Below are 21,492 nucleotides of genomic sequence, written 5' to 3' on the forward strand. Positions count from 1 at the left end.
GATGAACGCGGAGTACGACTGAGGTATGATGTAGTGGTCCTCGGCTGAGAAAATTTTTACCCCCGATAGAGAATTTAATATTATGAGTGTCAAAATTGATGTTGTAAGGGTGGAAATACCTGAGGGAACTAACGTAATAATAGGGCAATCTCATTTTATAAAGACAGTAGAAGACCTATATGAGGCACTAGCGTCGTCCAGCACTTCAATAAAATTTGGAATCGCTTTCTGCGAAGCCAGTGGAAAAAGATTAGTGAGATGGGATGGCAATGACGAAGAGCTGATAAAAATAGCACAAAAAACTGCCCTGGCAATTGGAGCAGGTCATACTTTTGTGGTCTACTTGAAAAATGGTTTTCCCATAAACGTGCTTAATAGAATAAAGAGTGTCGAAGAAATTGTGAGAATATTTGCGGCAACTGCTAATCCTTTACAAGTTTTAGTAGCCCAAACAGACCAGGGAAGGGGTATAATAGGTGTCGTGGATGGGTTTACTCCGTTAGGAGTTGAGGGTGATGCTGAAATAAAAGAGAGGAAGGAGTTCCTTAGGAAGATCGGATATAAGAGATAATGCCTTATTCATAAGGTCATCAGAGACCTGAATTTGCCCCTTGCAGTATTTAACCATTGAGGCGGAGATCAAAATTAAGGCTTGTAGGTATTTTTTCCTCTGTGGGTCTGTCTCGACTTTCCATAATTTCTCTAGATTTTCATGTGTTTCCCAAAACTTAAAATCATAGAATAGATCTTGAAATTTACAGTTATCACAATCTGTAGAGAGTGGTGAACCTAACGTCTCTACAACCTTTTCACTATAAAAGAAATCAATCTCAAGGTATTTGCATACTCTTACATCTACTACATTCACTCCCTTTTCTCGGAGTTCTTCCTTCAAATTTTCTCTATATAAAGATTTTGGATAGTAATAAATTACCCTTTTCGTAGATATTAATTGAATTTTGAGGTTTAAAAAATGTTTAGGAAGTTTTATGAGCAATCGAAGGAGACTGAGTATGAAGTGGAACAGCCTGTATCATCCAATGAGATTTCAAAACTTGCGTTAAAGGTCTTAAACGAGAAAGCTGAAGCTGTTGACGTTTACCTTGAGATAGTGGAGGTACAAGACAAGGGCAAAGAATATTCAACGGTCGTTGTTGACCAATATTTAGATGACGGATCAAACTTAGTGTATCTAATATACAGTGCGGACTACATTGACGAGATGAAATGGAGTATTCTAAAGGATGAAATTAAGAAGTCCTACATGAAGAAGTATAATGTTTGTGATGAAGATATTTTTTACATCTCGTTTTGTAGATGAGGTTTTTTACTTCAGTGACTAATAATTAAATTGTGATAAAGGAGGCAAGTTTATATAAATTTGAGAATGGTAGAGTAAGATGCCTAGCATGTGCTAGGAAGTGCCTGATTGGAGAAAATCAGGTGGGTTTTTGCGGTATTAGATCTGTGAAAGGAGGAAAATTGTATTTAGATGTCTATGGAAAAGTGGCAGCAGCCCATATAGATCCCATAGAAAAAAAGCCTTTAGTTCATTTCTATCCTGGGTCAAAAGTATTTTCATTCTCCACGTTTGGTTGTAATTGGATGTGTATGTATTGTCAGAACTATGATATAAGCCAGAGGAGAAGAGCAGAGGGAACAGAGATCTCCCCTGAAGAAATAGTTGAGATGGCACTAGCTTATGAAAGTGAGGGGATTACATATACCTACAATGAACCAGCAATATTTGCAGAGTTTGCTCATGATACAGGTGTTGTAGCTAGAAAGCATGGACTATTTAACACAATGGTTACTAATGGTTATTGGAGTATTGAATTAGTGGATTACGTTAAAGATTTCCTTAATGCAGTTACTGTTGACTTTAAGGGTAATGGCGAGGAAAAGTTTATGAAGAGGTACACTGGTGCTACAGGTCCTGAGCCCATACTCGAAACCATTAGAGAGCTTAGTAAAAGAGGAATACACGTGGAGATAACTGATCTAATAATCCCTGAGATAGGAGACAACCTTGAATCTGCTAAAATTCTACTGAAAAAGATCTATGATATTTTAGGTCCAGATATACCTGTTCATTTTCTTAGGTTTCATCCCGATTACAAACTAGATTATCTACCCTGGACTCCTGTAAAGACATTGGAGGCTCATTACAAAGTTGCAAAAGAGTTTGGGTTTAACTTTGCTTACCTAGGAAATATTCCAGGTCATCCTTATGAGAATACCTATTGCCCAAATTGCGGTAAGATGGTTATTAGGAGATACGGTTTCAGGATATTAGAGTGGCATTTGAAGGAAGATATGAGATGTAAGTATTGTGGATATAAGTTACCAATAGAAGGGAAACTATCTAAGCATGCATTTGACGAGAGATTTGAGTCAGTTTTCCTGTAATTTTATTCTCCTTTGAAGTTAGGTTTTCTTTTCTCTAGGAATGCGTTAACACCTTCTTTTGAATCCTTTGTAGTGAAGATTACTCCCCATCCTAAACTCTCCATATTTAATCCTACAGTGATTGGTGAATTCATACCCTGATTTACAATAAGCTTTGATAGCTGAATAGCTAGAGGAGGTCTTTCAGCCAATTTAGATGCTAAATTTAATGTTTCCTTCTCTAGGTCATTGGAAGGAACTACCCTATTTACTAGACCTATTCTCTCTGCATCCTTTGCTGATATTCTCTCGCCTAACATTATCATCTCTAAGGTTCTACTTTTTCCCACTAATTTTAGTAATCGCTGCGTTCCTCCAAATCCTGGATAAATTCCTAACGTAATTTCTGGTAGTCCTAACTGAGCCTCCTCTGAAGCTATTCTAATGTCACAGGCTAAGGCTAATTCTAAACCCCCACCTAAAGCATAACTGTTAATCATTGCGATAGTGGGTTTAGGATAGTTTTCGATGTAGTCCATAAGCTCTCTGCCTTTCATGGCAAACTGCCAAGCTGTCAAACCTTCTAACTCTTTAAATTGCGATATGTCTGCACCTGCACTAAAAGCCCTACCATTTCCTGTAAATATTACAACTCTTACTTTCTCGTCCTTTACTGTCTCTTCCAGAATACTCCTAATTTCTTCAATCATCTTTTTATTTATCGCATTCAATCTATCTGGTCTATTTAATGTGATTCGCAAGAATGGTGGTTCAGTTTTTACTATTATTGTCTCCATAAAAAAATACTATAACTTCTAATTAAAAAACCCTCACTACAACTTTTGATAATACTTTTTAGGTGGAAAAAGTAAAAGATATGTATGGACCGGAAGGCTATTTACTATACGCTGATAAGTGCTTTACCCTTTGGCGGTAGCAGTATATCATCATTTATGGTATCAAGATATCTAAGGGATTTTACGGAAACCTTGAGATATCTACCATTAACAATAGGTATCTGTTTACTTACCACATTCTTAATTACTTATAACTATCTGCAGTCCTACGTTGCTGAGATACTAGTAGCTGTTGCCGTGGCTCCACTTATAATAGGGTATGTGTTTAGTAGCGTATACGAAAATATCAAAGTGAATGTAAGTGAATATTACATTGAAGTCATATTTAAAGTCCCTGTGGGAGAGTTGAAATTTGACAACCCATCAGAGATGTTTAATTACCTATTCTCTAGATCGTTGAAAAAGATCAGACCTCCTTACTACCAAAAATTGAAAGTATTAAATAATTGTGGTAATCTCAGAGTTGTACCTAGGGAAAATGAGATACTACTGAGGAAAAAATGCGGTGATACACAGATCGAGATTATTGTAAGAGGGAAAAGAAATGTTGATATGAAAGTTACAATGAGCTATTAAAAATTCCATATTAGTATTCTTGTTGTATATTTTTAGTAAAAACTTTATAAACTACAAATCGTCATGATATATTAATGTCAGTTACGTTATCGAGGAAACTAATTGACTATGTTAAATTGGCGAAACCTAAGGTCGTTAGTCTGCTAGATGTTGTAGCCATTGCCTCATATATTCTTGCATTTAAGGGGAATTGGTATAACCTAATTCCCGTTTTAATAGGGGGAAGTATTGCAGCAGGTGGTTCAATGATAATAAATGGCGGGCTTGAAATAGAAAAGGATAAACTGATGAAGAGAACATCTTGGAGACCCACAGTGAAAGGAGAGATTGGAAGAAAAGAGGCATATATGGTAGGCGGTATAGCCTGTGCTTTAGGGTCATTGATTGGATTGTTAGCAAATCCCCTTACAGCCTTTTTCATTCTATTGGGTTCTCTAGTATACGTATTTGTATATTCTTACTACCTGAAGCCGCGAACCTGGCTGAACATAGTTATAGGGGGATTTGCAGGAAGTGCAGCTGCATGGGCTGGTTATGCTGCTGCGTCAAACTCATTTAATCTTGAATCACTACTTTTAGGACTACTAGTGTTTGCTTGGACACCCGGACACTTTTGGGCTTTAGCACTGAGGTATAAAGGAGATTATGCCAACGCAGAAATACCAATGCTTCCAGCTATAGTTGATGATAAAACCGCAGCAAGAGCAATAGCAATTTCAAATATTCTAATGATTCCATTTGCCTTAGGTCTCATGTTATATCTTAACTTGATTTACGTAATAATCACGCTTGCTGCAACTGCGGTCTTGTTGTACTTCAATGTTAGGCTTATGAGGAATCCCACTCCAGAGGAATCATGGATATCATACAAGTTCTCTGCACCATACTTGGCTATAGTTATGATAGCTGCTGTCATATCATTCATTTTGTAACATTATTCAGTTAAGGTTTGAGTGGCTCGATTCTATAAATTATTAAGTACTCTAGTCTTCATAGACTTTTGTGAGTATTAATTGTGTCAAATATGTTACTAGAGATGTTCTAGAACTCACACCAATTTTTACTGTCACAGAGGTTAAGCGTAATTAAAGAGAATATACTGAGAAGTTTTTCAGCTGAGAAAATGTTAAAGACTTATTTCTCTTACCATTAGTCTAAAATCTAATACCATCCCCTCGTCATTAAAATCAGATCTGATAGTAATCCATAAGCTGCATTCTTTGGTCCTGCCCCTGGTCCTCTAATTACTATGGTCTGAATATCTGTAGATATCTCTAATCCATTCTCGACTCCATCCACACTGAATAGCGGATCCTCAGGCGATAATGGAACCGGTCTTACCTGGACAGTTTTTTCGTCTGCATAAGCTATTAGTTTGATTTTTTTATTATCTCTGTTTGCAGAATCTAAATTCTGTATACCTTCTATTTTCACATCCCTTATGGTTATGTCCAAGTTAAGCATTAAATTGGCTAATATGGTGAGTTTTGCACCTGCATCAAATCCACTTATATCATTTGTTGGGTCTGACTCTGCATAACCTAGTGACTGGGCCTCCTTAAGGGCTTCCTTAAAACTAAGACCATTGTACATTTTGGTGAGTATGTAATTTGTTGTTCCGTTCAAAATACCTCTAATTCTCTTGACTTCACTTCCTGGTAACACTCTGAATAGATTTATACTAGGTGTTCCACTCATAACAGTTGCCTGAAATCCAACTCTTCCTTTTCCTACTATGTCTTTAAATGCCAACGCAAGAGGTGCCTTGTTTGCGGTTATCACAATTCTATTATCTTTAAGCACCATCATGTACAGTTGTAATGATGGAGACCCATCCTTGTAATTAGCTGGTAAAGTATCTATTACAGCATCAGGATTTACTTTCTCATAAGCTAAGAATATATCGCCCTTATAGTCTACCGTAAAATCCTGTTTATCACCTAACATGATACCTTTACTTGTCACTACTCCAGCTATCTGAATATCCTTTAATTCCCTTATCTTACTCTTTTTTTCATGAATTAAACTCCTAAAGGCTTTACCAACATTTCCGTAACCTAAGAGAAGTATTTTTATGCTAATTTTACATCACCATTCCACTTACCATTTGCGTATTTTACTAAAAGTTCAGCTGTTCTTTTAGAAGCTAAAATCACTAGGTCCTCATTCACTCCTTTTACACCTGCTGAGACTATTAGGACATCTTTCGTTGTCTCAATTACATTCGTTAATGTGGAATCTCGATGAGGATAGATATGCATAACCACTCCTTTACTGTCCACTAGTATTGGTATGTTTGGATCTATTTTTTCAGGCTCTGATCTGCCGATGGCATAGAATAGTTCTCCCCCACTACTTAGTTTAAGGTATATTGGATACTGAAACCTAGCTTTATCATAAATTCCTATAGGAACTAATGTATCTGCACTCACTAAATTTCCAATGTCCACTATATTGTTTATTCTTGGAATACTACCATTCCTACTAATTCTCCTTCTTAAGGCTTCACCACTGGGTCTAGTTTTTGTCGGATCTATTCCAATTTTCCAGTAAAAGTCTCTATAGGCTCTGATTATGGTGTTTTCCTTTAACTTCTCTGGGTTCTCGTTTTTGTACTTTTCTTCTACCATCTTTATCTCAGTTTCTAACTCCCCTGTACTTTTCCCAAATTTAATGTCTTCAACCTCAGTATAAGCTACGAAGATTCCCAAAGCCTTAGCCTTATCCTCAATCAGAAGCATAGTAGACTTATGAGTGTTAAGTTTTTAAAGATTATATGGAAGATTAACTTTTACCCAAGTGTTACAAATAATTATTCATGGATGTTTTAGCTAAAGCTGAATCATATGGTGCAATATTTGCGGATTTGCGTTACTTTAAAGCTAAGGGATTATCATTGGTTGTTACTGAAGATAGAGAGCAAGTGAGTAGTTATGGAACTGAAAGAGGTTATTCCTTGAGAGTGTTGTATAGAAATAATTGGGGATATTTTTCATCTTCCAAGGAAATTGAGGAGGAAAATGTAAAGCAAGCCATAAATAGCTCAGTAGGTAACGAGAATGTAAACATAATACTTCTCCCTTCTAAGCATGACGAAGTTGTGTTGAAACCCAGATATGAGGTTGGTAAATCTGTCCATGAGAAAATGGAGGATCTTAAGAGACTAAGGCAAAAGATATTTGATCTTGATTCGAGAATTAAGAGCGTTACCATAAGGTACGCAGAAGAGGAAATTAGGAAGGAGTACTATAGCACAGAAGGTAGAGAAATAAAACAATCATACTACCTATCTGGAATTTCTATAAATGTAATAGCTAGGGAAGGAGACACTATATCTTCTGCCTATCATCGTCATTTTTCCTACCAAGGTTATCCATTTGAAGTGTTCAATGAAGAGGAGATATTAGATACTGTGAAAAGGAGAATAAATAATCAATTTGTTGGCTTGACACCTAAAGCTGGTCTTTACACTGTTATATTATCTCCAGACGTTTCAGGAGTTTTCGCTCATGAGGCAATAGGTCATTTGGCAGAGGCAGACCTTTCAACTAACGGTATATTATTTCCTTTAAGAGGCAAGAAAATAGCCCCTGACTCTGTGACAATAATGGATTCACCATTGGTTCAATATCCTGAAGGAATAGGAGTGACTTTGTATGACGATGAAGGGGTAGAAGGCAGAGATGTGAAGATTATTGACAAAGGCGTGGTAAAGGAATCTCTCACAGACAGGTTTTACTCATTATATTTAGGTCAAAAACCTACTGGTAATGCCAGGTCGGAGGACTTTAAGAGCCCTGTTCTTATTAGAATGAGAAATACTTATTTCGCTCCTGGAGATATTTCGTATCAAGAGATATTAAGGGAAACAAAAAACGGTATTTTACTTGTGTCTCCAAGTGGAGGACAGACTAGTCCAGACGGAACTTTCCAATTTGGTATCCAGGAGTCATACTTGATAGAAAACGGGGAACTAAGTAAACCTTTAAAGACCGTGGGAATATCTGGATACACTTTAGAGACACTAAAAAGTGTGGTAAGTGTATCTAAGGAGTTTAATATTTTTCCAGGTTTTTGCGGTAAAGACGGTCAATCTGTTCCTGTAGGTACAGGAGGTTCATATGTGAAGGTTGAAAAGGTTAAGGTGGGTGGTGTAGTTGGTTAAGGACGAGTATTCATTGATTAGTAGAGCTAAGGATATGGGTGTAACCGCTGAAATATATTCTGTAGAAGTCTCCTCAATACAATATAAGAAAGACAGACAAGCTCACTTTTTTAATCTAAGAGATTCAGGCTATGGTCTTAGAGTAATTAAGGATGGAAAAGTAGGTTTTGCGCACTCAAACTTATTAGAAGAGAGTTTATTGGAGATGGCAATAGAAACGATGAAGTTATCTAAAGAAGATAAATTTAACGTCTTACCTTATTCAAAGCCTGTAAGTAAGATCAACTTGAAGTTCTTTGACATAGAAGATGCAAGAGAAAAATTACTTGAGTTTTCTAAGCAAACTGAGGAAGCTAAGGATTATGCAAATGTGGTCAATGAGTACTATGAGGCTGTGAATAGTAAAATTAAGATCATAAGCACAGAGGGTATAGATGTAGAAGAGGAAAGGAGTCTTATAGGTATGTCAATAGTTTATAATTTCAAAATCGGAGATTACGTATCTCCTGAAATTTACGAGGGGATTTCCAGTAGAGATATAGGGAAGTTAGACGTCAAGAGGGGTATTATGGATAAAATAGTGATGAAGAGAAATTTATATAAAAATATGAGCAAAGAGAGGTTAAAATTCAATAGTGTCATATTAACCCCTAAAGCTGTGTCCTCATTATTTATTCCCCTCCTTATGCACTCTTTATCCTTAGAGAATAAATTTAGAGGCAAAAGTATTTTGAAGGACGAGGAGATTTTGAATGAGTCTCTAACACTAATTGATAACCCATTACTCTCCCATGCTCCTGGTAGTAGATCTTTTGATGGGGAGGGTCTACCCTCAAAAATTGTGCAGCTCATAGAGAGAGGAATGGTGAGGAATTTCCTATCTAACACATATTGGTCATTAAGGGCTAACAGAGAGAATACACATTCAGCAGGGAGGAGTTATTCAACTTTGCCTTCTATTTCGCCATCAGTGATTGATATTCAAGTCTCCAGCTCTGCAGATGAGGAGACAATAGTCGTTGATGAAGTTCAAGGAGTCCATACGAGTAATTTCGATACAGGAGATTTTTCGTTAGTAGCTTCAGTCTCATGGTATAAGGATAGTGCTCTAAGAGAGCTAACTATCAGTGGTAATATCAAAGATCTTGCGAAGAATATTATAGGAGCCCTAGGTGAAAAGGAAATGGTGTGGAATGTTCATACTAAATCCTTGTTTTTTAACGGCGTTAATCTAGTATGAAAGTTTTTATTTTTTCTCTATCATAATAATGTGTGGATGGGCATGTTTAAAAAAATAGTTGTAGCATATGATGGTTCTGATAACGCTAATAGGGCATTAGATGTTGCCATAGATTTAGCAAAGAAGTATGACGCTAAGTTAGATGTTGTTCAAGTGGTAGATACTTCAGCATTACTTGGAATGGGTCTTGCACCTGTACCAAATGACTTGATCCAACAAGTTTACTCTAAGGCTAAGAGTGATGTGGAGAACGCTAAGAATAAAGCCACAAATCAAGGCGTTAAAGAGGTTGATGGTATAGTACTCGAGGGAGATCCAGCATCTTCTATTGTAGAGTACTCAAGTAAAAGTGGTGCCAGTCTAATTGTGACAGGAAGTAGAGGTCTATCTACTTTCAAGCGTCTCCTTTTAGGGAGTGTATCCACAAAAATTGCTCAAGAATCAAGAATTCCGGTGTTAATTGTCAAGTGACTCTACCCTCATTACCTCCTCCACTTCAAATATTCCACAGTCTGTAACCAATCTGCCGTAGTAATCTACGAATAAGGTTTTACAAATTTTTTCCCAGTCTTGTCCTATTATCCTTATTTTTTTATCTTTGATTTGCAACACCTCATTAATTTTATCTATAGTAGTCCTGTCGTCGAGATTCATGATATTCTTAATAGAGTTTATAATCTCATTTAGTAGCTCGTCATTATCTACCTCCTTTCCTGTTTCAAGTAATATGGAAGTAGCCATTATATCCTCAGGAAATTTCGTCACATTTGTATCAATGCCCGCACCTATAAATACGGTTCCAGAGCTCCCCTCAGCTATCCCCTCTATTAATACTCCAGCTATCTTCTTATTGCCTACTACAATATCATTAGGCCATCTTATTCCTGCGTTAACATATTTGGCTAGCGCGTTTCTTATTCCTAATGATGCTTTTAGAGTCAAGAAGGGAACCTTATCTACATTGTAATTCTTCACTACGTAAGTAATCCATAAACCACCCTTAGGGGAATACCATTCTCTTCTATATCTTCCTCTAGCGTTTGTTTGCTCCTCTGCTGTGACCACAAACTCCTCTGCGTTGATCATATAGTATATTACTTCAGCTAAATCTTGTGTTGAAGTGACACTAGGGAACTTAAATATTAACATACTTGTACACATCCTCCAACTTCTGTATGATGTTGAATCCTGAGGCTTTCCTTGCTCTGTTCATTATGGCTAGTCCTACACCTCTTTCAGGAAAACCTACCATAACACCTATTTCAGTATCTCTGTTCTCAAGTAGTCGAAACGACTCGAAGAGATTTCTTGCAACTTCATATAGGTTCTCATCACTTCCCAATACGATTATGTCCTTGTCCTTGTATTCGTTTATTAACTCTTTGGTTATAAGTACGGTAACTTTGTATTTGGCTGATAATAAATCAACCACTTTTCTCATTAAACTTCTATTTTCTATCAGTATGATTTTCTTGGTAGGCGCATAATGTCTGTATTTCATTCCGGGGGCTAGGGCGATATCAGCTTCTCCCAAACCCCTGGCAAACTCAGGAACCTGAATATCGGGAAAGAAACTCCCCAGCTCTTCAACAGTAAATGGTCCTGGTCTTAGAAGTGTGGGAGGATTCGAGGTCACATTAACTATTGTAGACTCAACGCCAAAGAATGTGTGTCCACCGTCTATTATAATATCCACTTTTCCATTAAGGTCATTAAGTACATCTTCTGCCCTTGTGGGACTTGGTCTTGTGGCGAGATTAGCACTGGGCGCGGCTATGGGAACACCACTTTCTCTAATCAATTGTAGAGCTATTGGATGAGCAGGCATTCGCACCGCCACTGTGTCTAGCCCTGCTGATACTTCTTTTGGTATTTTGTTACTCTTTTTCAAAATTAATGTCAATGGACCAGGCCAAATAACTTGAACTATTTCCAATACTTTTTCATTCATATCTATTGCTACATCAAAGAGTTGATCAAGCTCTGCTATATGAACTATCAATGGATTGTCAGGTGGTCTGTTTTTCGCTTGAAAGATCTTCAGACAAGCATTACCGTCATATGCATTAGCTCCCAATCCATAAACAGTCTCTGTGGGAAATGACACTAGTCCACCTCTTTTTATGACTTCAGAGGCTTCCCTGATCTTCTGTATCTCAGGGTTCAGTGGGTCAACTTTGAGCACAAGAGTCATGATAAAGTATAATAGTTCATGAGAAAATAAGATTTTTAGTGATGAGGAACCAACGAAAGCTAGTTTGATGGCTTCGGCGCTCTGCTCTGAAATCTATGAAAGGTGATTAGTGAGGTGATCGCTGATAAATGATGAAAGTGTTAAAACTCTTTAATGCAAAGGTATTTTAGTAACTGTTAGAATATAGCTTATTGATGATGTTAAGATGACAGAAGAGTTATTATTAACAGGAAACCTTGAAGAAGTATCAAAAAAAGTTGTTAATTGGTTACTGAATAGGAAACCAATAAAGAGTTTGAAAGACTGGGGTACATCATTCTCGTTATGGCCTCCTCATCTAACAACAAGTTGCTGTGGGACAGAGTTTGGCGCATTTGCAGCGGCAAGGTTTGATGCAGAAAGATATGGTGTTTTACCATTTTCCTCAGCGAGACAGACTAACTTACTAGTAATTGAAGGTACATTAACTAGAAAGATGGGTAGAGCTGCGAAGATTGTATATGATCAGATGCCAGAGCCCAAATTCGTAATAGCTATGGGCGCATGTGCATTAGAGGGTGGTATTTTCTGGAACTCTTACAATACTGTTTTACCCTCAGATTTAGGAATTCCTGTAGATATCTACGCGCCAGGTTGCCCAACAAGACCTGAGGCATTAGCAAGAGCCGTATTGCTACTTCAGAAGAGGATTAGATCTAATAACGGAACTCTTAATAAATAGAGTTTCCTCATTTTTAATATGGACGACCTATTAAAACTGGTATCTGCACTAGTGAAAATTCCTAGTGTAAACCCACCTCATGGAGAAGGTTTAAGAGACTGTGCGAATTTTATAAGAGGGTATTTCTCTGACCACGGTTATAATGCTGAAGTAGTAGAATTTGATAAGGGATGGCCAAACATTATTGTTAGTAATGGTAAGAAGAGTGATAAGTCTATAATGCTGAATGGACATTATGATGTTGTTCCTACAGGAGATTTAAAAAGCTGGACTTATGATCCCTTCTCAGGTCTAATACTTGAAGACAAGATTTACGGAAGAGGCTCTTCTGATATGAAGAGCGGTTTAGCAGCCCAAATGAAAGTCTTCGTTGAGTTAGCGGACAAATTAGACTATAACCTGGTGTTTACTGCAGTCCCTGATGAGGAAAGTGGTGGTTTTCATGGCGCTAAGCATCTTGCAGAGAAATATAAGCCTAATTTAGTATTGGTTTCAGAACCCTCAGGGTCTGAATGGATAAATATAGGAGAGAAAGGACTTCTTCAGGTTAAGTTAAAGTCTAAGGGTAAAGTTGCTCACGGTAGCCTTCCTTCTCTTGGTGATAACGCTATTATGAAAATTGTTAGGGATCTAATGAATTTGGAGAAGATAAGGGATGTGAAAATACCTATACCTAGCGAACTAAGGGATGCGATTTCAGCTAGAGCTTCATCTGAAGTGGAGAGGGATTACGTATCTATATCTTTCAATCCTGGAGTAATTAAAGGTGGCGTAAAGGTAAATGTAGTCCCTGATTACGCTGAGGCTGAAGTGGATATGAGAATTCCACCTGGTATCAAAAATTCAGAGGCTTTATCACTAGTTAAGAGGTTGGTAAGTGAGAGTGAGGTGGAACCAATTGACCTATCTGAACCTAACTATACGAACCCTGAAAATCCTTATGTTAAAAAGCTTGAAGTAACGATAAGTAAGACCTTAGGAATAAGACCTAAGAATTATATCATAACCGGCGCTACAGACGGACGCTATTTTAGGAACAAAGGAATTCCTGCAATAGTTTACGGACCCGGAGAGTTAGGCGTTGCACACACTTACAACGAGTTTGTGAGTTTCAAGGAGGTAATAAACGCATATAAAGTTATAAGGGAATATTTACTTTCAATTTAATTTTTTAAAGAAAAAACTATTTAAGATGGTAGTATTCCTGGGGGTAGGAAATGAGCTGCTAGGACTCCTAGCAGATGTGTAGCTATAGCAGCTCCTATGCCTAATACCATCATTTCTGCTCCTTTTTTGACTGGGTTCACTTCACTTATCAAGCCTATCAACGATCCCACTGTAAATATTGCCAATCCTGATACCAAGTAGGAGGATATTAACCCTGCTAGTCCGCTTAACCCTAAAAGGTATGTTATAACAGGGATCACTGCACCTACAATATAAGACAACCCTGTTATCAAGGCACTCTTTCTAGGACTTTCGTCAGTCTCTGGAGATATGATATCCTCTGCAACATCCACCAGTCTAGGCGATAGCTTTTCTGCCACCTCTTCTTTTACACCCATATCCACTAATACCTCAGACAATCTGTCCATAACTTCATTCTTGTCTATTGCTTTAGCTTCCTCTATCCTTTTCCTCTTTATTTGGTTAATCTCTTTACTTGACTTGGTTGACAGATAAGCACCTATGCTCATTGATAATGTGCCAGAGGCTCCCACAATTAGTCCCGAAACAGCCACAAAGAGAGGGTTTCCTACTGCACCTGCAATACCGGAGGTTGCCGCTAGAACCTCAACTAAACCATCACTTATACCGTATATGAAATCTCCAACATCTTTGGCTTTAAGTCTACCCAATAACTCCTCATGAACAGCTTCATCTATTGCAATTTCCCTGATTTTTTGCCTTTCCTGTTGAGTGAACTCCTCAGTTCTAGCTAATGACAGATATTTGTTGATACTCTCATTCTCCCTGGATTCAAGTAACTTTATTGTGAGCTGTAAACCAAATATTTTCCTGAAAGCTTTGTAAAATTTTATTCTTAATCTATCAATTTTTCTTAACTGTTCTAAGCCTAGTCCCTTCCTATCGGCAATCTCCCTCCATACTTCTGCATGTTTTTCCTCCATCTCAGCCAATTTCAAAAGGCACTCCTTGGCGTAATTGTCCTTCTCATCCTTTGCTAATTCTCTGTAAACTTCTCTATCGAAGAGTTCATCTTTGTAGTTCTTCGATAGGTTACTACTCATAAAGTAAAAATAGATATCAGAAACTAAAATATCTTATTCCACTACCTTACGAGATGTCTTACCTTCTCCTAAAATCGACAGGATTGCGGCAACTACAACTATAACTGAAGATATTAAAAATGCCAAGTGGAGACCATCCACAAATACTGAACTTACCCCTCCATTCAGCACATTAGTTCCCAGAAATATCTCGAAGGCAACATTTCTAGGTATACTGAGTGTAGATACTGTAATTGTGAGCACATAACTCAATATTGTACCGATATTTCCTAAGGTTCTTGATACACCTGAAACAGCACCGTAATATTCTCTAGGAGCGTTAAACATTATTGCTGTTTGGTTTGACGGCCAAAACATACCTGAGCCGATGCCGGTTATAAAGGTAATCGCTAAAATTATTTCTATAGGTGTTATTGGTGTTAAAAATAGGTAGTAAGCCATTAATGAGATAAAAGTGAAAATTAGCCCTATTCCAGCAATTACTCCAGGTTTTCCTCTGTCAGCAACTCTACCCATAATTGGTGCTAAAATACTAGCTATAATATAACCTGGTGAAAGTATTATTGACGAGTAAAATGGACTATACCCCCTAACACCTTGTAAGTACATGATCAAGAGGAAACTTACCGCTAATGCGCCTAGACCCTGTAAGAAATTCGCGAATACAGAATACGAAAGCTTCTTCTCTCGGAAGACCCTCATATTCACAATCGGTGCACTGACCTTTCTTTCCACAAGTATAAATGCAGGAATAAGTAAGATGCCCACTATGATCATTAAGACACTTGATATTGATACACCCTCACCTGCAATTAGCACTGAACCGAAGGAAATTAAAAATAACAGTAAACCTAATACGAGTGAACCTGGAATATCTAACTTATTCTTTGTTTTGTTAACATCTTTTATCTCTCTGAAGCCCAGGATTACAGCGATTATTCCTATAGGTACATTAATGTAAAATATGTATCTCCATCCTACAAAAGTAGTCAACACGCCTCCTAAAATTATTCCCAAAAGTGCACCTACATTCCATCCTAAAGTGGTCAACCCATACGCACCACCCCTTCTGTTGGGTGGAAGGATATCAGCAACTATTGCCCCACTGTTTGATGCAAGCATTGCACCTCCAGCTGCTTGTAGGATCCTGAAACCTATGAGAAATTCTACATTATTTGAAATTCCACATAATCCAGAGGCTAAAGTGAAAAACAGGAACCCCATGTTATAAATTCTAGACCTTCCTACTATGTCTCCGATTCTACCAGCCTGAGTTGATAGTATAGCTAATACCAATAGGTAAGCTAGTAGAACCCATATTGATGTGTAGAGGTCTGTGTGTAAATCGGTTGTGATTGTGGGTAGGGCTAGTAATACTATAGTGGTGTCTACTGCTGCCATCAGAGTTCCAAGGACTAGGACAAAGATAATTATACCAATTTTCATAAATTATTTTTGTTCGGTTCCGAATTAAAAAGTTATGCTCTCTAACTTCGTTCAAAAGTCCAGGTAAACTGAGACTAGATTGTATTTAGAGCCTATTAAATGTTTTTATCCTTACATTAGAAGGTTAACGGCTAAGGGTATTCCGTGAGTTTCGCCTTATCGTACTGGGGAATGGTCAAATATCATGTATTTAAATAATTGCTTTGCTTCTACACTGACTATTCAGATAGGTTAATTGGTCATTAAGAAAAATGTTTTTTCTGTTAAAAATTAATTTTTGTTTTTCAGTTTATTTCTTCAATTCTTACAAATCTAGTGGTACCCTTCTGGTCTGGTCTTGCTGCACCTACCACTACAATGTTTCCATTTAATCCTAAGTTTAAAGCCGTCTCTTTTGCCTTTCTTGTAATGTCGTCTAATGTCTCTAATTTATCTGTCATTACTGGATAAATGCCGTAACACATTGACAATTTTTTAGCAACGTTCTTGTCGAAGGTTAAGGTTATTATTGGACATGTCGGTCTTAGCCTAGAGATCCTTAGTGCAGTAGAGCCACTCCTTGTGTACACGAATATTGCGGGCGAGTTTGACAATATTGAGGATACCACAGCAGAGTAAGCTATAGCTTCGTCTACGTTCTTATATATGTGGATTCTTTTTGGTTTAAACGTCTTCTCTACGCTAATTATTAAACTATCAAGAGTTTTAACCACGTCGAGTGGATACAATCCTATGGCTGTTTCATCGCTTAGCATTATCGCATCTACTCCTTGAGATATTGAGTTGGCTACATCAGTTACTTCTGCTCTTGTCGGCAACGGAGATTCAACCATAGATTCTAGTACTTGAGTTGCTAGGATAACGGGTTTACCATAGTTTCTAGCGACCTTCACTATTCTCCTCTGTATCTGTGGTAAACTAGGTAATCCTACTTCAACCCCTAAGTCCCCACGGGCGACCATTACTCCATCAGACGCCTTACAAATCTCCTTCAAATTGGATAGGGCTTTCTTCTTCTCTATCTTTGATATAAGCCAAACCTTATTTCCTACAATCTCTCTTACTTTCTTGACATCGTCTGCATTTATCACAAAGGAGAGACCTATGAATGTTGCCCCTAAATCTATTGCAAGCTTTAATAACTCATAATCCCTTTTTGTTAAACCTACAGGTGTGTCAGCATCAGGTAAATTTATTCCCTTTCGTGATGTGATTGTCCCTCCCTCAATCACAGTCGCAATTGCTTTTTCCCCTTCAACTTCCTCAATTTTCAGCTTTATACGACCATCAGCTATTAAAACGTTAGAATCTTTCTTTATTAGTTTAAAGAAAATTTCATTATCCACTGGTATATCTTGACCGAATGTGACTTTATCTCCACGCTTCAGATCTATAGGATTTTTTAAGTCGCCAATTCTCAGTTTAGGTCCAGGTAGGTCAGCCAGGATAGGTACTTTATCCCTCACCATATCAAAGTATCTTCTATGCTGTTCCTCATCTCCATGGGCTAGATTGATTCTAATTATATCAACTGCTCTAGCGAGTTCATCTATAATCTTCTCGCTGTTAGGTCCCATTGTGGCTATTATCTTGGTTTTTCTCCTATACATATCTCGTTATCCCTTGTTTTCCTTCATCCGCTACACCAAATTTATTATTAATTCTGTTTATCACCAGCATACCTGCATTTCTGACAACGTAATAAGCACTTAATAGCTCATTTGGGGTCATCCCATCTGCAAATATAATTCTTATGATCTGTATTGCATCTGGTACATCTGTGCCTGGTGGTAGAAAGGCAAAATCTACACCCATCTTAAGAAGGTCCTCTGCTAGGTTGTTAAGGAATTCTTTTCTTTCCTCTAGTTTCAAGCCTCCAATGGCTTTCTTGTGAACAGGATGGATTGCGACGCCCATAGTTATTAGATAAAACCTAGATTTATCTGTAAGGCGTATTATATCAACTACGGGGAAACCTTGTGGCGGAGTGGTTACAATGTGGAACTTCTCTTGTGCCTGTGGTGGTCTACTAACACTTAATCCTAATTCTTTCATCACATCTTCTATTTCTTTATCATTCATAGTGGTTTAGTAGACTCTGGTAAGATATTAGACTTTCGCTCAACTTATCCTATCTAGCTATGTGGAGGAATATGTAATTCATGAAAATTGCATAAAACGACAGGTATACGATGGTCAAGATTAGAGATCTCATCCAAGTAATCGAGAATGCTCCTCTATAAACTAATACTAATAATGGAATTACGAGAAGGAAAATGTAATCTAACGTAGAAAATAGTGACATAAATAGTAGGCTGAACAAGGATGCTATGAGGGATTTCTTGAGATCAAGTCTCTTTGAAATAACTCCGTAAGAAATTGTGAGTACAAGGAAAGAGAGAAGGAAAAGCGTTACATACTCTATTAAAAATAGTTCGATGAAATTCATCCCAAAGATTTTTGAGCAATTCAAGCTAATATAGTTTTAGAGAAAAATTTCCATTTTTTAAATGATTTTTAATTATTAGTCCTTAACCCCTATATATAGCCCGTTATTAGGAATTATAGAATTTTGTCTGAAATTAATGTATTTTAAGGTCCTGAAACCCTCCTTCTCTACTACTTTTTTTATCTCACCGGGACAATACAATCTGTAGAATCTATAGACCTCTTTTCCATTAATAACTGATCTTATAACGACTTTTCTTCTAAAAAGAAACCTCGGTTGAACAAGCCACACAGTGAGAAGTATGTTACCGTGTTTCTTTAGGACACGATAAGCCTCTTTTAAGGAATTATCGGGAGTTTCTAAATGATGTATCGATGCTATAAATACTGCTCCATCTAGGCAACCGTCTCTTAGGGGTAAATACTCCATATCAGCCTCCAAAAGATGTTCACACCCCTTTTTTCTAGCTTCATAAAGTTGTTTACGGGAGAAATCTATACAGAGTCTTACCTTTGCCTTCAAAATCATACAGTTTTGCCCTGAACCACAACCTATATCAGCTATCACTCTTCCCTCAATTACTTGTACAAACTTCAGCGGTCTTCTCCTATGTACAATGTAGTTATAAGCCTCTCTGGTAAGTTCTTTCTCGTCCACTGTTAAACTTTTGAGTTATGATTATAAATTAGTTATTTGTGAAGGTAACAGTTGAGCTGGTTAGAGAAAATAAGATCATTGAGGTTGAATTGCCAGAAAGGGCAAGGGTAAGAGATTTGTTGAAAAAAATAGGTTACAGAGTCCAGGGTAGTGTTGTGGTTAAGAACTCATTACCGATAATTGAAGATGAAGAGCTGAAAGATGGTGACAAGCTGAGAGTATTCTTAGCGGCTTCTGGTGGATAAATTGGAGTACAAGGAGATAAATGAAATTATAAGACATAAGGACGAAATTCTATCAGATCTGAAAAGTAAGGATAGAGAGAAGAGAAAGACAGCTTGGGACAAAATAAAGTCCCTTGTAGATACAGGAAATGTCGAGGTTCTTGAAGGCGAAAAGAATTACCTTAGGTCTCTATTGTGGAATAGAATTCAGGGAGTCAGGGAAGACGCGTGGTCTCACCTAGATATTTACAAGGAACTATCAGTTGAAGGTATTGAGAGAGGGCTAAGAGCAAACTCAGACAGAATAAAGTGGACTGCTTGGTCACATATTTTCGAATTAATGGATATGGGAATTGTAACCAGGAAAAAAGTGATTGAGGATAAGTACTCGTTTTGGAGATTATTGAGGAGTAGATGGTCGACCATTAGAAAGAAAGCATGGAGATTATTTGTTGACTTGGTTAAAGCTAAAATTTTTGACAGAAGAGACGTTGGTAGATATGTAGAGTTTTTAAGACATAATAAACCAAGTGTAAGGATATATGCTTGGGAAATAGCATTACAGTTGTTAAACCTGGGTTTTATTGATGCGAACACGCTTAAATCTAATCAGATGTATCTTGAAGATTTAACAAAAATAGAAAGTAGGATTAAAAAAAGAGCCTTAAGAATTTTATTAAGGTTGAAAAGTTGAAGGTTGCCATAGTCGGTGGGGGTATAGTAGGCTCGTTCATAGCCTATTACTTAAGTAGAGAGGGAGTAGATGTTACAATTTATGAAAAATCGAGCCTCGGTAGTGGGTCAGTGCACGCTGCGGGATTAATTGAGCCTTACAGATTTGATAAGATTAACACAACAGGAATGATAAAAAAGATGTTATCTTATGTGGGTAAGAAAGTTACTATTGTAAAACAGTTAAACCCAGAGTGGATTAAATCACTTTTATCCATTTTAAATAAAGAACCACCACAGGATGCATGGGACATAATTAGGAGTATGGCTACATTTTCTCTTAAGGAGTATAAGAGAATGGCAGAGGAGGTAAATGACTTTGATTATGAAGAGAATGGTTTATTGGAAATTTATCAAGATAGATTAGATCTAGAGCATGGCGTAGAAGAGGAAAAACGTAATCCGTTTAATCCGAAATTTGAGGTTATAGACGTCAAAGGATTTTCTGGTGCTATATATTTTCCTGAGTTATCCAAATTGAACACCTATAAGTTTATGGAGAGGATGAAGAGGGAACTTAAAGGAGTTAAAATTGAAATAAGAGAGATAGTTAACCTAGACGAAATTTCAAAGGATTATGACACTGTAGTACTTTCTGCTGGTGTGTGGTTAAGTAAACTGGGTATGCCTATAACATCTTTCAAAGGTTATGGTTATAGGGTTTCAGGGGAAATGTTAGTGAAATATCCTAGTGTTATATCAGAGCTCGGTGTAGCGGTGGTTAAGAATTCAGATCACATAAAGATTACTGGAGGGTTCGATGCAGACTTTAGTGCTGATATAGAGAGAGCTAAAATGTTCTTGGATGCTGGGAATTGTTTAGCTAAAATTGATAAAGTCTATGACCTATCTATGGGCTACAGACCATGTTCCCCAGATGGCTTTCCCATTATAGGTAGAATCGGAAAGTTTGTTATTTCCACTGGTGCCTGCAGGTTAGGTTGGAGTTTTGGTCCATCCATGGGCAAATTTACCGCTGATCTCGTTCTTGATAGGGTAAAATCTTATGGCTATTTGTCACGTCTTTTAAATGGAAGAAATTTAAGTGTGCCAAAATTATAGTATATTATGACAACCATTAAGGCTAATACCCTAAAGAAATTAATGGATGCTAAGAAACTTTTATCTGATGGGATTGTAGAAGAAGGTGATAAAATCATAAAGGAGCTAGCAAAAACCTCTCCTAGAGATGAATATAATTGGTTTATATGCAATATAGTTGACACAATTAGTTGCGATACTCTGTTTGTAGTTTTGGAGGACATAGGGTCAAATTTTGATCTTTCCAAATGCCAAAATCTCAGAACTATCATAAATTGTGGTATTAAGTTAAACATAAATAGCAAATACTTTGATATGGCACTAGACTATTTAACTGCTCAAGGTAAGAAAGAGCAACTGGAAGATATCTCTAAAGACCTATTCAAATTGAATGAGCAACCTAAACCTGAGATTGTCATTAAGATAGTAAATGCTTTGAAGAAAATAGGTAGTACAAGGGAGGCTAATGATCTGATGAATGAGGCATGTAAAAGGGGTATCAAAGACGCCTGTGCAAGTGTGTTAGTGGGAACCACAAAGTGGACATGAA

General features: G+C 37.3%; 25 protein-coding genes. 14 read left to right on the top strand and 11 right to left on the bottom strand.

From position 1 onward, the window contains the following. Window positions 1-82: 82 nt before the first annotated feature. The 3 genes from SUSAZ_07715 (at window position 83) to SUSAZ_07725 (ending at window position 2,409) form a co-directional block, all read left to right on the top strand. Window positions 83-571, top strand: a complete 489-nt coding sequence (locus SUSAZ_07715; GenBank protein AHC51843.1) for an adenosine monophosphate-protein transferase — start codon at window positions 83-85, stop codon at window positions 569-571. Window positions 572-973: 402 nt separating this feature from the next. After that, window positions 974-1,321: a hypothetical protein gene (locus tag SUSAZ_07720; GenBank protein AHC52545.1), complete on the top strand. Its 348-nt coding sequence runs from the start codon at window positions 974-976 to the stop codon at window positions 1,319-1,321. A 32-nt stretch (window positions 1,322-1,353) separates the two neighbouring features. Further along, window positions 1,354-2,409 carry a hypothetical protein gene (locus SUSAZ_07725; protein ID AHC51844.1) on the top strand — a complete coding sequence of 352 codons (1,056 nt, stop codon included), beginning with the start codon at window positions 1,354-1,356 and terminating at the stop codon, window positions 2,407-2,409. Window positions 2,410-2,411: 2 nt separating this feature from the next. Here the strand turns inward: SUSAZ_07725 and SUSAZ_07730 are convergent, their stop codons facing one another. Beyond that, a complete protein-coding gene (locus tag SUSAZ_07730; GenBank protein AHC51845.1) occupies window positions 2,412-3,185 on the bottom strand; it encodes a crotonase in 774 nt (257 codons plus the stop codon). An 84-nt stretch (window positions 3,186-3,269) separates the two neighbouring features. On the opposite strand from SUSAZ_07730, the gene SUSAZ_07735 reads away from it, so the two are divergent. Both SUSAZ_07735 and SUSAZ_07740 read left to right on the top strand, forming a co-directional pair. Beyond that, entirely contained in the window at window positions 3,270-3,821 is a 552-nt protein-coding gene (locus SUSAZ_07735; protein ID AHC52546.1) for a hypothetical protein, read from the top strand. Between the two features lie 74 nt (window positions 3,822-3,895). Next, complete coding sequence (locus tag SUSAZ_07740; protein AHC51846.1) at window positions 3,896-4,753, top strand: protoheme IX farnesyltransferase; 858 nt, start codon at window positions 3,896-3,898, stop codon at window positions 4,751-4,753. Window positions 4,754-4,982: 229 nt separating this feature from the next. On the opposite strand, the gene SUSAZ_07745 is transcribed toward SUSAZ_07740, so the two are convergent. After that, window positions 4,983-5,897, bottom strand: a complete 915-nt coding sequence (locus SUSAZ_07745) for a homoserine dehydrogenase (protein AHC51847.1) — start codon at window positions 5,895-5,897, stop codon at window positions 4,983-4,985. Next, the gene (locus SUSAZ_07750) at window positions 5,894-6,562 is read right to left on the bottom strand and encodes a tRNA synthetase subunit beta (protein AHC51848.1); all 669 of its coding nucleotides are present in this window, start codon (window positions 6,560-6,562) and stop codon (window positions 5,894-5,896) included. Before SUSAZ_07750 ends, SUSAZ_07745 begins: the two co-directional genes overlap by 4 nt. Before the next feature lie 77 nt (window positions 6,563-6,639). Here SUSAZ_07750 and SUSAZ_07755 point away from each other — a divergent pair, with 77 nt between their 5' ends. The 3 genes from SUSAZ_07755 to SUSAZ_07765 are packed head-to-tail and all read left to right on the top strand — an operon-like array spanning window position 6,640 to window position 9,697. Beyond that, the gene (locus SUSAZ_07755; GenBank protein ID AHC51849.1) at window positions 6,640-7,986 is read left to right on the top strand and encodes a Zn-dependent protease; all 1,347 of its coding nucleotides are present in this window, start codon (window positions 6,640-6,642) and stop codon (window positions 7,984-7,986) included. Then, complete coding sequence (locus SUSAZ_07760) at window positions 7,979-9,226, top strand: hypothetical protein (protein AHC51850.1); 1,248 nt, start codon at window positions 7,979-7,981, stop codon at window positions 9,224-9,226. Before SUSAZ_07755 ends, SUSAZ_07760 begins: the two co-directional genes overlap by 8 nt. A gap of 42 nt (window positions 9,227-9,268) precedes the next feature. Continuing rightward, a complete protein-coding gene (locus SUSAZ_07765) occupies window positions 9,269-9,697 on the top strand; it encodes a universal stress protein A (GenBank protein AHC51851.1) in 429 nt (142 codons plus the stop codon). Here the strand turns inward: SUSAZ_07765 and SUSAZ_07770 are convergent. Continuing rightward, a complete protein-coding gene (locus SUSAZ_07770) occupies window positions 9,683-10,375 on the bottom strand; it encodes a biotin--acetyl-CoA-carboxylase ligase (protein ID AHC51852.1) in 693 nt (230 codons plus the stop codon). The two genes, SUSAZ_07765 and SUSAZ_07770, sit on opposite strands and share 15 nt — an antisense overlap. Continuing rightward, window positions 10,362-11,420: a translation factor Sua5 gene (locus SUSAZ_07775; protein AHC51853.1), complete on the bottom strand. Its 1,059-nt coding sequence runs from the start codon at window positions 11,418-11,420 to the stop codon at window positions 10,362-10,364. Before SUSAZ_07775 ends, SUSAZ_07770 begins: the two co-directional genes overlap by 14 nt. 205 nt (window positions 11,421-11,625) lie before the next feature. On the opposite strand from SUSAZ_07775, the gene SUSAZ_07780 reads away from it, so the two are divergent. Next, on the top strand, window positions 11,626-12,141 hold the full coding sequence (locus tag SUSAZ_07780) for an NADH dehydrogenase subunit B (protein AHC51854.1): 516 nt from the start codon (window positions 11,626-11,628) through the stop codon (window positions 12,139-12,141). A gap of 18 nt (window positions 12,142-12,159) precedes the next feature. Continuing rightward, window positions 12,160-13,308 (top strand): succinyl-diaminopimelate desuccinylase, encoded by a 1,149-nt coding sequence (locus SUSAZ_07785; GenBank protein AHC51855.1) that lies wholly within the window; start codon window positions 12,160-12,162, stop codon window positions 13,306-13,308. Between the two features lie 20 nt (window positions 13,309-13,328). On the opposite strand, the gene SUSAZ_07790 is transcribed toward SUSAZ_07785, so the two are convergent. The 6 genes from SUSAZ_07790 to SUSAZ_07815 form a co-directional block, all read right to left on the bottom strand. Continuing rightward, window positions 13,329-14,393 carry a ferritin, CCC1 gene (locus tag SUSAZ_07790; GenBank protein ID AHC51856.1) on the bottom strand — a complete coding sequence of 355 codons (1,065 nt, stop codon included), beginning with the start codon at window positions 14,391-14,393 and terminating at the stop codon, window positions 13,329-13,331. A gap of 33 nt (window positions 14,394-14,426) precedes the next feature. Next, window positions 14,427-15,839, bottom strand: a complete 1,413-nt coding sequence (locus tag SUSAZ_07795; GenBank protein ID AHC51857.1) for a major facilitator transporter — start codon at window positions 15,837-15,839, stop codon at window positions 14,427-14,429. Window positions 15,840-16,123: 284 nt separating this feature from the next. Beyond that, window positions 16,124-17,449 (bottom strand): pyruvate kinase, encoded by a 1,326-nt coding sequence (locus SUSAZ_07800; protein AHC51858.1) that lies wholly within the window; start codon window positions 17,447-17,449, stop codon window positions 16,124-16,126. Further along, entirely contained in the window at window positions 17,442-17,921 is a 480-nt protein-coding gene (locus SUSAZ_07805) for a hypothetical protein (protein AHC51859.1), read from the bottom strand. Before SUSAZ_07805 ends, SUSAZ_07800 begins: the two co-directional genes overlap by 8 nt. Window positions 17,922-17,970: 49 nt before the next feature. Next, complete coding sequence (locus SUSAZ_07810) at window positions 17,971-18,288, bottom strand: hypothetical protein (GenBank protein AHC52547.1); 318 nt, start codon at window positions 18,286-18,288, stop codon at window positions 17,971-17,973. Window positions 18,289-18,363: 75 nt separating this feature from the next. Further along, complete coding sequence (locus SUSAZ_07815; GenBank protein AHC51860.1) at window positions 18,364-18,945, bottom strand: methyltransferase type 11; 582 nt, start codon at window positions 18,943-18,945, stop codon at window positions 18,364-18,366. Window positions 18,946-18,983: 38 nt separating this feature from the next. On the opposite strand from SUSAZ_07815, the gene SUSAZ_07820 reads away from it, so the two are divergent. From SUSAZ_07820 to SUSAZ_07835, 4 genes are read left to right on the top strand one after another with little or no spacing between them, the layout of a single operon-like run. Next, a complete protein-coding gene (locus SUSAZ_07820) occupies window positions 18,984-19,190 on the top strand; it encodes a sulfur transfer protein ThiS (protein ID AHC51861.1) in 207 nt (68 codons plus the stop codon). Further along, window positions 19,183-19,863, top strand: a complete 681-nt coding sequence (locus SUSAZ_07825; protein ID AHC51862.1) for a hypothetical protein — start codon at window positions 19,183-19,185, stop codon at window positions 19,861-19,863. Before SUSAZ_07820 ends, SUSAZ_07825 begins: the two co-directional genes overlap by 8 nt. Further along, complete coding sequence (locus SUSAZ_07830; GenBank protein AHC51863.1) at window positions 19,860-20,963, top strand: FAD-dependent oxidoreductase; 1,104 nt, start codon at window positions 19,860-19,862, stop codon at window positions 20,961-20,963. Before SUSAZ_07825 ends, SUSAZ_07830 begins: the two co-directional genes overlap by 4 nt. Window positions 20,964-20,969: 6 nt before the next feature. After that, complete coding sequence (locus SUSAZ_07835) at window positions 20,970-21,491, top strand: hypothetical protein (protein ID AHC51864.1); 522 nt, start codon at window positions 20,970-20,972, stop codon at window positions 21,489-21,491. Window position 21,492 lies beyond the last annotated feature (1 nt).

The sequence above is a fragment of the Sulfolobus acidocaldarius SUSAZ genome, assembly GCA_000508305.1.
Taxonomy (GTDB): domain Archaea; phylum Thermoproteota; class Thermoprotei_A; order Sulfolobales; family Sulfolobaceae; genus Sulfolobus; species Sulfolobus acidocaldarius_A.